The sequence below is a fragment of the Kineococcus vitellinus genome (assembly GCF_009906315.1).
In the GTDB taxonomy this organism is placed as follows: domain Bacteria; phylum Actinomycetota; class Actinomycetes; order Actinomycetales; family Kineococcaceae; genus Kineococcus; species Kineococcus vitellinus.
The window spans coordinates 1-12,578 of the sequence record NZ_JAAALL010000118.1 but is presented as its reverse complement, the minus strand read 5'-3'; the positions used below and the strand labels follow the sequence as shown (position 1 = coordinate 12,578).

The following is a 12,578-nucleotide window of genomic DNA, read 5'->3' as shown; positions in this document are numbered from 1 at the left end:
CACCGCCCCCGCGGTCGTCGCCCTCGGCGGCGGCCACGGCCTCTCCGCGTCGCTGTCGGCGCTGCGCCACCTCACCGACCGCCTGACGGCGGTGGTCACGGTCGCCGACGACGGCGGCTCCTCGGGCCGGCTGCGCCGCGAGCTCGGCGGCCTGCCGCCCGGCGACCTGCGGATGGCGCTGTCGGCGCTGTGCGACGACTCCGAGTGGGGCCGCACCTGGCGCGACGTGCTGCAGCACCGCTTCACCAGCGAGGGCTCGCTGCACCAGCACGCCACCGGCAACCTGCTCATCGCCACCCTGTGGGAGCTGCTGGGCGACGAGGTCGCCGGCCTGGACTGGGTGGGGCGCCTGCTGGGTGCCCGCGGCCGCGTGCTGCCGATGGCGGCGGTGCCCCTGGACATCGAGGCCGACGTGCTGGGCCTGGTGCCCGGCCGGCCCGAGGAGGTCAGCCCCGTGCGCGGGCAGGTGGCCGTCGCCTCCACCACCGGCCGGGTGGCCGGCGTGCGGCTGGTGCCGCCGGACCCGCCCGTGCGCCCGGAGGTCCTCGAGGCCATCGAGGCCGCCGACTGGGTCGTGCTGGGGCCCGGCTCCTGGTTCACCAGCGTGCTGCCGCACCTGATGGTGCCCGCGCTGGCCGAGGCGCTGTGCAGCACCCGGGCCCGCACCTGCGTCACGCTCAACCTGGCCGTGCAGCCGGGCGAGACCGACGGGTTCAGCGCCGAGGCGCACCTGGAGGTCCTCGCCGCGCACGCTCCCGCGCTGAGCGTGGACGCCGTCGTGGCCGACCCGGTGGCCGTCGGCGACCGGGCCGCGCTGGAGCGGGTCGCGGGCGACCTCGGGGCGCAGCTGCTGCTGCGGCCGGTGTCGGTGGGCGACGGCAGCCCGCGCCACGACGCGCTGCGGCTGGCCGCCGCCTACCGCGACGTCTTCGCCGTGCCGTCCCGGCCTGGTGCGCGGTGACGCCGCACCGGCGCCGGCGGCGGGCGCGGCGAGCGGGACGGCGGGCGGGACGGCGGGCGCGGTGACGCGGACGGTGGCGCGGGCGAGGACCGTGGCGGTGAGCGCGACGGGGACCAGGACGAGGATCGGGCCGAGGACCGGGCCGGTGGAGCACCGGACGGCGGCGGGGGAGGACCAGACATGGCGATGACGGCGGCGGTCAAGGACGAGCTGAGCCGGTTGCCGGTCACGACGACCGCGGCGCGCAAGGCCGAGGTCTCGGTGATGCTGCGCTTCGCGGGCGGGCTGCACATCGTGTCGGGGCGCATCGTCATCGAGGCGGAGCTGGACTCCGCCTCGATCGCGCGCCGGCTGCGCCGCGACATCGCGGACGTCTTCGGCCACCCCAGCGACCTGCTGGTGGTCCAGGCCGGCGGGCTGCGGCGCGCCACCCGCTACGTGCTGCGGGTGGCGCGCGACGGGGAGTCGCTGGCGCGCCAGACGGGGCTGCTGGACACCCGCGGGCGCCCGGTGCGCGGGCTGCCCTCGCACATCGTCTCCAGCTCCGCGCAGATCGCCGAGGCCGCCTGGCGCGGCGCCTTCCTGGCCCGCGGCTCGCTCACCGAACCCGGCCGCTCGGCGGCCCTGGAGGTCACCTGCCCGGGGCCGGAGGCGGCGCTCGCGCTCGTCGGCGCCGCGCGGCGCCTGGAGCTGTCGGCCAAGGCGCGCGAGGTGCGCGGGGTGGACCGGGTGGTGCTGCGCGACGGCGACGCCATCAGCGCGCTGCTGACCCGGCTGGGCGCGCACGACGCGATGATGACGTGGGAGGAGCGGCGCATGCGCCGCGAGGTCCGCGCCACCGCCAACCGGCTGGCCAACTTCGACGACGCCAACCTGCGCCGCTCCGCCCGGGCGGCCGTCGCGGCGGGCGCCCGCGTCGAGCGCGCGCTGGAGCTGCTGGGCGACGAGGTGCCCGACCACCTGCTGCAGGCCGGCCGGCTGCGCCTGGAGCACAAGCAGGCCAGCCTGGAGGAGCTCGGGCAGCTGGCCGACCCGCCGATGACCAAGGACGCCATCGCCGGCCGCATCCGCCGCCTGCTGGGCATGGCGGATAAGAAGGCCGTCGAGCTCGGCGTCCCGGGCACCGACTCGGGGCTGACGCCCGACATGCTCGACGCCTGAGGGCCCCCCGCTGCGCCCGGACGTGACGCAGGCCATAGGGTCGGGGCGTCGCCGCGGGGGCGCGGCGGGTGACGGGGAGCGAGAGCGGACCGGGACCTGGCGCCCGGGCGGCTCGCACGACCAGCACAGGACCGGTACCGCACAGCACGAGACGCACCCGGGGCCCGCCCGGTCGACGGTGCGTCAAGGAGGAGAGCGCATGACCACTCGGGTCGGCATCAACGGATTCGGCCGCATCGGCCGCAACTTCTTCCGCGCCGCACTCGCGCAGGGCGCGGACTTCGAGATCGTCGCCGTCAACGACCTCACCGACGCGAAGGCCCTCGCGCACCTGCTCAAGCACGACTCGGTGCTCGGCAAGCTGGCCGACGACGTGCGCGTGGACGGCGACTCGATCGTCGTCGGCTCCCGCACCGTCAAGGTCCTCGCCGACCGCGACCCGGCGAACCTGGGCTGGGGCGAGCTGGGCGTCGACGTCGTCATCGAGTCCACCGGCTTCTTCACCGACGGCGAGAAGGCCAAGGCGCACCTGAGCGCCGGGGCCAAGAAGGTCATCATCTCCGCGCCGGCCAAGAACGACGACGCCACGTTCGTCATGGGCGTCAACGACGGCGACTACGACCCGGCCAACCACCACATCGTCTCGAACGCCTCGTGCACGACCAACTGCCTCGCGCCGCTGGCCAAGGTCCTCGACGACGCCTTCGGCATCGAGCGCGGTCTGATGACCACGATCCACGCCTACACCGCCGACCAGAACCTGCAGGACGGCCCGCACAAGGACCTGCGCCGCGCCCGCGCCGCCGCCCTCAACATCGTGCCGACCTCCACCGGTGCGGCCAAGGCCATCGGCCTCGTGCTGCCCCAGCTGAAGGGCAAGCTCGACGGCTACGCGCTGCGCGTGCCGGTGCCGACGGGTTCCGCGACCGACCTCACCGTGACCGTGGGCCGCGAGGTCTCCGTCGAGGAGGTCCACGCCGCCTACCGCGCCGCGGCCGACGGCCCCCTCAAGGGCTACCTCACCTACTCCGACGAGGAGCTCGTCTCCTCCGACATCGTCACCGACCCCTCGTCGTGCATCTACGACGAGGGCCTGACGAAGGTGATCGGCAACCAGGTCAAGGTCGTCGGCTGGTACGACAACGAGTGGGGCTACTCCAACCGCCTCGTCGACCTCGTCAAGCTCGTCGGCTCCTCGCTCTGAGCCTGGCCGACACCGATCTGAGCACCACCCGACGGGCTCGACGGCCCGGGCACCGCACGGTGCCCGGGCCGTCGTCCGCACTGCGCCGGAAGGGAACCCCGTGAAGACCATCGACGACCTCGAGCAGCAGCTCGGCGGGCTGGCGGGCAAGCGCGTGCTCGTCCGCAGCGACCTCAACGTGCCGCTGGACCACTCCGGCGAGCGGCCCGCCATCACCGACGACGGGCGCATCCGCGCCTCCGTGCCGACGCTGCGCCGGCTGCTGGAGGCCGGTGCCCGCGTCGTGGTCACGGCCCACCTCGGCCGCCCGAAGGGCGCCCCCGAGGCCAGGTACTCCCTCGCGCCCGTGCACGCCCGCCTCGCGGAGCTGCTGGAGGGCACCGAGGTCGGCTTCTGCGAGCAGACCGTCGGGCCCCGGGCCACCGCCGCGGTGCAGGCCCTGGGCGACGGCGCCCTCGTCCTGCTGGAGAACCTGCGCTTCGAGGCCGGCGAGACGAGCAAGGACGACGGTGAGCGCGGCGCGTTCGCCGACGAGCTGGCCGCGCTCGCCGACGCCTACGTCTCCGACGGCTTCGGCGCCGTGCACCGCAAGCACGCCAGCGTCTACGACGTCGCGCGTCGCCTGCCGCACGCCGCCGGCGGCCTGGTGGCCACCGAGGTGGAGGTGCTGCAGCGCCTGACGAGCTCGCCGGAGCGCCCCTACGCCGTCGTGCTCGGCGGCTCGAAGGTCTCCGACAAGCTCGGCGTCATCGACAACCTGCTCGGCTCCCTGCTGCGCGAGGGCGACCGCCTGCTCGTGGGCGGCGGCATGGTCTTCACCTTCCTGGCGGCCGCGGGCCACGAGGTCGGCAGGTCGCTGCTGGAGGTCGACCAGGTGGAGGCGGTGCGCGCGCACATGCGCACGGCGCAGGACAAGGGCGTGCAGCTGCTGCTGCCCACCGACGTCGTGGCCGCCACCGCCTTCGCCGCCGACGCCGAGCACTCCGTCGTCGCCGCCGACGCCATCCCCGCCGACCGCCTGGGGCTGGACATCGGCCCGGCCTCCGCGGCGGCCTTCGCCGCCGCCCTCTCGGACGCGCGCACGGTCTTCTGGAACGGCCCGATGGGCGTGTTCGAGATGGAGCCGTACTCCCACGGCACCCGCACCGTCGCGCAGGCCCTCGTCGGCTCCGGCGCGTTCAGCGTCGTCGGCGGCGGCGACTCGGCCGCCGCCGTGCGCAGCCTCGGCTTCGCCGACGAGCAGTTCGGGCACATCTCCACCGGCGGTGGGGCGAGCCTGGAGTACCTCGAGGGCAAGCGGCTGCCCGGTCTCGACGTCCTCGACTGATCCCGCCCCGACCGCCCGCCACGCCCACCGGTAGGAGACGACATGGCCCGCACCCCGCTCATCGCCGGGAACTGGAAGATGGTGCTGGACCACCAGCAGGGGACCCTGCTGGTGCAGAAGCTGGACTGGACGCTCAAGGACGCCCGCCACGACTACTCGGCCGTCGAGGTCGCGGTGCTGCCCTCGCACACCAGCCTGCGCACCGTGCAGACCCTCATCGAGGGCGACAAGCTGTCGCTGAAGCTGGGCGCGCAGGACGTCTCCGCGCACACCTCGGGCGCGTACACCGGTGAGGTCTCCGGTGCGCAGCTGGCCAAGCTGGGGGTCAGCTACGTGGCGGTGGGGCACTCCGAGCGCCGCCAGCACCACGGGGAGTCCGACGAGGTGGTGCGCGCGAAGGCGGCCAAGGCGCTCGAGCACGGCCTGGTGCCGATCGTCTGCGTCGGCGAGCCGCTTCAGGTCCGCAAGGCCGGCGAGCACGTGGCGCACGCCGTCGGGCAGGCGCTGGCGGCCCTGGAGGGCCTCACGCCGGCGCAGGTGGCTTCGCTGGTGCTGGCCTACGAGCCGGTGTGGGCCATCGGCACGGGGGAGGTGGCCACCCCCGAGGACGCGCAGGAGGTGTGCGCCGCGCTGCGCGCCGCGGTCGCCGACCGCTTCGACGCGGCGAGCGCGCAGGCGGTGCGGATCCTCTACGGCGGCAGCGTGAAGCCGGCGAACATCGCCTCGATCATGCGCCAGGACGACGTGGACGGGGCGCTGGTGGGCGGTGCCAGCACGGACGCCGGCGACTTCGCCGCGATCGTGCGCTACCGCGACCACCCCGCCTGAGGCGCACCGGGCCGGTCTCGACACCCGTCGCGGACCGGCCCGGGCACCCCGGTCCATGGCCTACGCTGAGAGCGCCCTGACGACAGCGCCGGAACCGCCCGCGGCCCGGCCACGACGAGAAGGACCCGTGTGAACGTCCTCCGCATCGTGCTGCAGGTGGTCCTCGCCATCTCCAGCCTGTTCCTGACGTTGCTGATCCTGCTCCACAAGGGCAAGGGCGGCGGCCTGTCGGACATGTTCGGCGGTGGCGTCACGACGAGCCTGTCCGGGTCGAGCATGGCCGAGCGCAACCTCAACCGCTTCACGGTCGGGATCGCGCTGGTCTGGTTCGCGTCCATCGTGCTGCTCGGCCTGGTCGAGCGCTTCACCAACGAGTTCTGAGCAGGGGAGACGACCGACGTGGCAGGTGGCAACGCCATCCGGGGCAGCAGGGTCGGCGCCGGGCCGATGGGCGAGGCGGAGCGCGGTGACACCGCCCCCCGCATCCGGATCTCCTACTGGTGCGCCAACGGGCACGAGACCAAGCCCAGCTTCGCCGAGGAGTCCGGTGTCGAGCCGCCCGAGCAGTGGGACTGCCCCCGGTGCGGCTTCCCCGCCGGCACCGACCGGGCCAACCCGCCGGCCCCCCCGAAGAACGAGCCGTACAAGACGCACCTGGCGTACGTGAAGGAGCGGCGCAGCGACGCCGACGGCGAGGCGATCCTCAACGAGGCGCTGGACAGCCTGCGCGCCCGCGGCCTCATCCGCTGAGCCGCAGCCCCGTCCGGCGCGCAGCGCCCGCCGGGCCGGCGCGACGGTGACGACGAAGGCCCCCGACCGGTGCGGTCGGGGGCCTTCGTCGTCACCGTCGGCGTCCACGCGCCCGGCGGCTCACAGGTCGGCGGCCGCCGCCTCGTCCACCAGCCACAGGGTGCGCTCGGTGCCGCGCACACCGGCGGCCGGGGTCTCCGCGACGTCACCACCGGCCACCCCGCGGGCCACGGCCGCCGCCTTCTCCGCCCCCGAGGCGACGACCCACACCTGCCGGGCGCGGGCCAGCGCACCGAAGGTGAAGGAGATCCGCAGCGGCGGCGGCTTCGGCGACTCGCGCACGCCGACGACGCTGGAGTCGTCGCGGGCCAGGCCCGGGTGGTGCGGGAACAGCGAGGCCACGTGCCCGTCGGGGCCCATGCCGAGCAGCAGGACGTCGAAGGCGGGCACCTCGGCCCCGTCGGCCGCGGCCGCCAGCTCCGCGGCGTAGCGCGCCGCGGCCCGGTCCAGGTCCTCGCCGTCGGGCCCGTCGCTGGACGGCGGCAGGTGCACCGTCGCCGGGTCCAGCGGCAGCTGCCCCAGCAGGGCGTCCTGCGCCTGGGTCGCGTTGCGCTCCGGGTCACCGGCGGGCAGGAACCGCTCGTCGCTCCACCACAGGTGCACCCGGCTCCAGTCGACCGCGTCCCGCGCGGGCGAGGCGGCCACCGCGGCGAGGGTCCTGCCACCGATGGTGCCGCCGGTGAGGCTGACGTGGGCCACGCCGCGCAGCGCCTGCGCGTCCGCGACGGCCGCCAGCAGGCGGCCGGCCGCGGCGTGCGCGAGGGCCTCGGGGGAGGGGTGCCGGACGACCAGCGCCTCGCTCACGCCGTCTCCCCGCCCGCCGCGGTCGCGCTCGCGGACTTCGACGTGCGCGAGCGCGACGTCGAGGCACCCTGCGCGGTGGACTTCCGCGCGGTGGACTCCCGGGCGGTGGCCTTCCGGGCGGTGGCCTTCCGCGCGCCGGCCTTCCGGGTGGTGGTCCGCTCCGCCGCCGGCGGCGCCGACTCCTGCGCCGCGGTGGCCGTGGCCGCCGCCTCCTGCGCCGGGGTGGACCCCTCGGGAGCGCCGGCCGCGGCGCGCCGGGCGGCGCGCTTGGCGGGCGTGGGCGAGTTCGCGGCGACCTCGTCGTTCGGGACGGCCGAGGAGCGCGAGCGCTGCTCGGCGCCCGAGGGCGTCGCGCGCTTCATGGCCCGCGACACCCGTGCCGACTTCTCCTCCGCCGCCGCCTGGTCGCGGGCGGCCGCGGCCGGCGAGGACAGCTTGCCCCGCGACTGCGCCTCGCGCACGGAGACGACCTGCTTGCTCACCAGCGGCAGCCCGTCGCGCAGCGCCTCGCCGTAGACCTCGTCGGGGTCCAGCCGCCGCAGCTCCTCGCTGAGGCAGTCCTTGACGGGCCGGCGCGCCAGCGACAGCCGTCGGTTCGGCTGCCCGGGCTGGGTGAGCGTGGCGACGTTCTGGTCCGGGCGGATGAGCTCCACCGCACCGGACTTGCGCTCCAGGCGCACGCTCTGCACACCCGTGCCCTTCTTGGTGCGCGCCCGCGTCACCGGCGCCCTCAGCTTGGCGCCCAGCCAGGCGGCGAGCAGCTCGGTGCTCGGGCTGTCCGGCGCCCCGGCCACCGTGATGGAGGTGACCGGCTCGTAGGGCGGCTGGTCCAGCGCCGCGGCCAGCAGCGCGCGCCAGTTCGTCAGCCGGGTCCACGCGAGGTCGGTGTCGCCGGCCCGGTAGCCGGCCCGCCGCGCCTCGAGGGCCTTGGCCGGGTTCGCCGCCTCCGCGGAGTCGGTGATGCGCCGCTGGGCGATGCGCCCGATCGGGTCGGTGCGCAGGTCCTCGGGCGCCGTGCCCGGCCAGTAGGCCACGATCGGCGCGTCCGGCAGCAGCAGCGAGACGATGGTCGTCTCGCCGTGCTCCACGAGCGGGCCGTAGGCGCGCAGCACGACGACCTCGCTGGCCCCGGCGTCGCCGCCGACGCGGATCTGCGCGTCCAGGCGCGCCGCGCCCCGCTTGTTCCCCCGGGCGAGCACGAGCACCCGGCAGGGGTGCTCGCGGCTGGCCTCGTTGGCCGCGGAGATGGCGTCCTCGGCGTGCGCGTCGTCGGTGATGACGACGAGGGTGAGGACCCGGCCGAGCGCGACGGCTCCGCCGGTCTCCCGCAGGTCGACCAGCGCCTTGTTGATGGCGCTGGTGGACGTGCTGGGCAGGTCGATGATCACATCTGCTCCCGGTGGGTGGTGCTCACGGTCGCCGCCACTGCCGGCCGGTCCGCTCGAGCATCGCGTGCGCGGACGGCGGGCCCCAGGTGCCCGAGGCGTAGGGCTCGGGCTGCCCGTTCTTGGCCCAGAAGGAGGTGATCGGGTCGAGGATCTTCCACGACAGCTCGACCTCCTCGTGGCGGGGGAACAGCGGCGGGTCGCCCAGCAGGACGTCGAGGATGAGCCGCTCGTAGGCCTCGGGGCTGGACTCGGTGAAGGCGTGGCCGTACCCGAAGTCCATCGTCACGTCCCGCACCTCCATCGCGGTCCCCGGCACCTTGGAGCCGAAGCGCATGGTGATGCCCTCGTCCGGCTGCACGCGGACCACCAGGGCGTTCTGCCCCAGCTCCTCGGTCGCCGTCAGCTCGAAGGGCAGGTGCGGTGCGCGCTTGAAGACGACGGCGATCTCGGTGACCCGGCGGCCCAGCCGCTTGCCGGCGCGCAGGTAGAACGGCACGCCCGCCCAGCGGCGGGTGTCGATCTCCAGCTCGATGGCGGCGAACGTCTCCGTCGTGGAGTCGGAGGGGATGCCGTCCTCGTCCAGGTAGCCCTTGACGAAGTCCGAACCCTGCCAGCCGGAGGCGTACTGCCCGCGCGCGGTGGAGCGCGCCAGGTCCTTCAGCGGCCGCACGGCGGAGAGGACCTTCGCCTTCTCCGCGCGCAGGTCGGCGGCCTCGAAGGAGACGGGCTCCTCCATGGCCGTGAGGGCCAGCAGCTGCAGCAGGTGGTTCTGGATGACGTCGCGGGCCGCGCCGATGCCGTCGTAGTACCCCGCGCGGCCGCCGATGCCGATGTCCTCGGCCATGGTGATCTGCACGTGGTCGACGTGGTTGGCGTTCCACAGCGGCTCGAACATCTGGTTGGCGAAGCGCAGCGCCAGGATGTTCTGGACCGTCTCCTTGCCCAGGTAGTGGTCGATGCGGAACACCGAGTCCGGCGGGAAGACGTCCTCGACGACGGCGTTCAGCTCGCGCGCCGACTTCAGGTCGTGCCCGAACGGCTTCTCGATGACCACCCGGCGCCACTGGTCGCCGTGCTGGGCGGACAGCCCGCTGCGGGCCAGCTGCTTGGCCACGACGGGGAAGAAGCGCGGCGGGATCGACATGTAGAAGGCGTGGTTGCCGCCGGTGCCGCGCACCCGGTCGAGGTCGGCGACGGTCGCGGCCAGCTGGTCGAAGGCCTCGTCGTCGTCGAACTCGCCGGGCACGAAGCGGAAGCCCTCGGCCAGCTGCGCCCAGACCGACTCGCGGAACGGCGTGCGCGCGTGCTGGCGCACCGAGTCGTAGACGATCTTGCCGAAGTCCTGGTCGACCCAGTCGCGGCGGGCGAAACCGGTGAGCGCGAAGCCCGGCGGCAGCAGACCCCGGTTGGCGAGGTCGTAGATCGCCGGCATGAGCTTCTTGCGCGCCAGGTCGCCCGTCACACCGAACATCACCATGCCGCACGGGCCGGCGATCCGCGGGAGGCGACGGTCCCGCGGATCGCGCAGCGGGTTCTCGGTGGGCAGCACCCGGGCCGGGGTCACTGCGCGTCGACCTGCGTCTTCACGCGCTCCAGCTCGTCGGTGACGGTCTGCAGCAGCTCGGTCCAGCTCTTCTCGAACTTGTCGACGCCCTCGCGCTCGAGCAGCTCGACGACGTCGGTGTAGGAGACGCCCAGGCGCTCGAGGTCGTCGAGGACCTGCTGCGACTCGCCGTAGGAGCCGCGGATCGTGTCACCGGTGACCTGGCCGTGGTCGAGGGTGGCCTCGAGGGTCTTGCCCGGCATGGTGTTCACGGTGTTCGGGGCGACGAGCTCGGTCACGTAGAGCGTGTCCGGCAGGTTCGGGTCCTTGACGCCGGTGGAGGCCCACAGCGGGCGCTGCGGACGCGCGCCGGCCTCCTTGAGGACCTGCCAGCGCGGGGTCGAGAAGACCTCCTCGTAGGCCTGGTAGGCCAGCCGCGCGTTGGCCAGGCCCGCCTTGGAGCGCAGCGCCTTCGCCTCGTCGGTGCCGACGGCGTCCAGGCGCTTGTCGATCTCGGTGTCGACGCGGGAGACGAAGAACGAGGCGACCGACTCGATGGTCGACAGGTCGTGGCCGTTCTGCTTGGCCTGCTCCAGGCCGGTGAGGAAGGCCTGCATGACGGCGCGGTAGCGGTCCAGGGAGAAGATGAGCGTCACGTTGACGCTGATGCCCTCCGAGAGCGCCGTGGTGATGGCGCCCAGGCCCTCCAGCGTCGCCGGGATCTTGATGTAGAGGTTGCGGCGGTCCACGGCCTGCCACAGCGTGCGCGCCGAGGCCTCGGTGGCCGCGGTGTCGTGCGCCATCCGCGGGTCGACCTCGAGGGAGACGCGGCCGTCGACGCCGTCGGTGCGCTCGAAGACCGGCGCGAGGATGTCGCAGGCGCGCCGCACGTCCTCGGTGGTGATCTGGAAGACCGCCTCCTCGGTGTCGGCGCCCGCGGCGATGAGCTCCTTCACCTGGTCGGTGTAGGCGTCGCCCTTGGCCAGCGCCGAGGCGAAGATCGTGGGGTTGGAGGTGACGCCCAGCACGCCGGCGTCCACGAGGCGCTGCAGCTCGCCGGAACCGGTCAGCTCGCGCGACAGGTCGTCCAGCCAGACCGAGACGCCGTGCTGGTGCAGGGTCTCCACGGGGTTGCTCACGGGGGTTCTCCGTTCCTTCGTCCACTCGGGCGCCGGGACGGCGCCCGCACTGCAGGCGCCCCGGGCCGTCCCGGGACGCCGGATCCCGCCGGGTCGCGCACCGGCGGTGCGCGACCCGGCGGGGGAGGGTCACTGCAGGCCGGCGAGGCTCTCCTTGGCGGCGGTCGCGACGACCTCGTCCGTCAGGCCGAACTCGCGGTACAGGTCCTGGTAGTCCGCGGAGGCGCCGAAGTGCTCCAGGCTCACGGTGCGCCCGGCGTCGCCGACGATGTCGTGCCAGCCCTGGGAGATCGCGGCCTCGACCGACACGCGGGCCTTGACGCCCGGGATGAGGACGGTGTCGCGGTAGGCCTGGTCCTGCTCGAAGAACCACTCGCGGCACGGCATGGACACGACGCGGGTCGCGATGCCCTCCTGCTCGAGCTTCTCGCGGGCGGCCACCGCGATCTGCACCTCGGAGCCGGTGCCGACGAGGATGACCTGCGGGGTGGCCGCGGACGCCTCGACGAGCACGTAGGCGCCCTTGGCGACGCCGTCGGCCGCGCCCCAGCCGGGCTGGGAGCGGTCGAAGGTCGGCAGGTTCTGGCGCGAGAGCGCCAGGCCGGCCGGGCGGTCGGTGTTCTCCAGGATCGTCTTCCACGCCCACGCGGTCTCGTTGGCGTCGCCCGGGCGGACGACGTCCAGGCCCGGGATGGCGCGCAGCGCGGCCAGGTGCTCGATCGGCTGGTGCGTGGGGCCGTCCTCGCCCAGGCCGATGGAGTCGTGCGTCCACACGTACGTCACGGGCAGGCGCATGATCGCGGCCAGGCGCACCGCGGGGCGCATGTAGTCGCTGAAGACGAGGAAGGTGCCGCCGTAGGGGCGGGTCCCGCCGTGCAGCGCGATGCCGTTGAGGATCGAGCCCATCGCGTGCTCGCGGATGCCGAAGTGCAGGGTGCGCCCGTAGGGGTTGCCGTCCCACATCTTCGTCGTGCGGCCGGGGGGCAGGAAGCTCGGCTCGCCCTTGATGGTCGTCAGGTTCGACTCGGCCAGGTCGGCCGAGCCGCCCCACAGCTCCGGCAGCGCCGCGCCGATCGCGTTGAGGACCTCGCCGGAGGCCTTGCGCGAGGCGATGGACTTGCCCGGCTCGAAGACCGGCAGCGCCTGCTCCCAGCCGGCGGGCAGGGTGCGGGTGCGCATGCGCTCGAACAGCTGCGCGCGCTCGCCGGCGCCGGAGCGCCACGCCTCGAAGGAGGACTGCCACTGCGCGTGGGCGGCCTTGGCGCGCTCGCGCAGCGCGCGGGTGTGGGCGATGACGTCCTCGTCGACCTGGAAGGTCTGCTCGGGGTCGAAGCCGAGGACCTCCTTGGTCGCCTTGACCTCTGCCTCGCCGAGGGCGGAGCCGTGCGACTTGCCGGTGCCCTGCAGGGTGGG

Annotated in this window: 12 protein-coding genes; 7 read left to right on the top strand and 5 right to left on the bottom strand. The window is 74.3% G+C overall.

The features are described 5' to 3' along the window. From GTQ99_RS11990 to GTQ99_RS11960, 7 genes are all read left to right on the top strand, one after another. A partial coding sequence (locus tag GTQ99_RS11990) for a gluconeogenesis factor YvcK family protein (protein ID WP_205707299.1) occupies positions 1 to 961 on the top strand: 961 nt, incomplete at its 5' end. Positions 962 to 1,141: 180 nt separating this feature from the next. Further along, positions 1,142 to 2,122: a DNA-binding protein WhiA gene (gene whiA / locus GTQ99_RS11985; protein ID WP_166615964.1), complete on the top strand. Its 981-nt coding sequence runs from the start codon at positions 1,142 to 1,144 to the stop codon at positions 2,120 to 2,122. A 199-nt stretch (positions 2,123 to 2,321) separates the two neighbouring features. Then, the gene (gap, locus tag GTQ99_RS11980) at positions 2,322 to 3,326 is read left to right on the top strand and encodes a type I glyceraldehyde-3-phosphate dehydrogenase (RefSeq protein WP_166615963.1); all 1,005 of its coding nucleotides are present in this window, start codon (positions 2,322 to 2,324) and stop codon (positions 3,324 to 3,326) included. Positions 3,327 to 3,426: 100 nt separating this feature from the next. Beyond that, positions 3,427 to 4,653 carry a phosphoglycerate kinase gene (locus GTQ99_RS11975; protein WP_166615962.1) on the top strand — a complete coding sequence of 409 codons (1,227 nt, stop codon included), beginning with the start codon at positions 3,427 to 3,429 and terminating at the stop codon, positions 4,651 to 4,653. Positions 4,654 to 4,695: 42 nt separating this feature from the next. Beyond that, the gene (tpiA, locus tag GTQ99_RS11970) at positions 4,696 to 5,481 is read left to right on the top strand and encodes a triose-phosphate isomerase (RefSeq protein WP_166615961.1); all 786 of its coding nucleotides are present in this window, start codon (positions 4,696 to 4,698) and stop codon (positions 5,479 to 5,481) included. Positions 5,482 to 5,610: 129 nt separating this feature from the next. Beyond that, positions 5,611 to 5,862 (top strand): preprotein translocase subunit SecG, encoded by a 252-nt coding sequence (secG, locus tag GTQ99_RS11965; RefSeq protein WP_166615960.1) that lies wholly within the window; start codon positions 5,611 to 5,613, stop codon positions 5,860 to 5,862. An 18-nt stretch (positions 5,863 to 5,880) separates the two neighbouring features. Further along, positions 5,881 to 6,231, top strand: coding sequence for an RNA polymerase-binding protein RbpA (locus tag GTQ99_RS11960; protein WP_166615959.1), 351 nt, complete (start codon positions 5,881 to 5,883; stop codon positions 6,229 to 6,231). 120 nt (positions 6,232 to 6,351) lie between these two features. On the opposite strand, the gene pgl is transcribed toward GTQ99_RS11960, so the two are convergent. The 5 genes from pgl to GTQ99_RS11935 form a co-directional block, all read right to left on the bottom strand. Continuing rightward, positions 6,352 to 7,095, bottom strand: a complete 744-nt coding sequence (gene pgl / locus GTQ99_RS11955; protein ID WP_166615958.1) for a 6-phosphogluconolactonase — start codon at positions 7,093 to 7,095, stop codon at positions 6,352 to 6,354. After that, positions 7,092 to 8,483, bottom strand: coding sequence for a glucose-6-phosphate dehydrogenase assembly protein OpcA (gene opcA, locus GTQ99_RS11950; RefSeq protein ID WP_166615957.1), 1,392 nt, complete (start codon positions 8,481 to 8,483; stop codon positions 7,092 to 7,094). Before opcA ends, pgl begins: the two co-directional genes overlap by 4 nt. A 22-nt stretch (positions 8,484 to 8,505) precedes the next feature. Beyond that, entirely contained in the window at positions 8,506 to 10,047 is a 1,542-nt protein-coding gene (gene zwf, locus GTQ99_RS11945) for a glucose-6-phosphate dehydrogenase (RefSeq protein WP_166615956.1), read from the bottom strand. Continuing rightward, a complete protein-coding gene (gene tal, locus GTQ99_RS11940; protein WP_166615955.1) occupies positions 10,044 to 11,165 on the bottom strand; it encodes a transaldolase in 1,122 nt (373 codons plus the stop codon). Before tal ends, zwf begins: the two co-directional genes overlap by 4 nt. 129 nt (positions 11,166 to 11,294) lie before the next feature. Continuing rightward, positions 11,295 to 12,578: transketolase family protein (locus tag GTQ99_RS11935; protein WP_276612181.1), on the bottom strand; the 1,284-nt coding region annotated here is incomplete at its 5' end.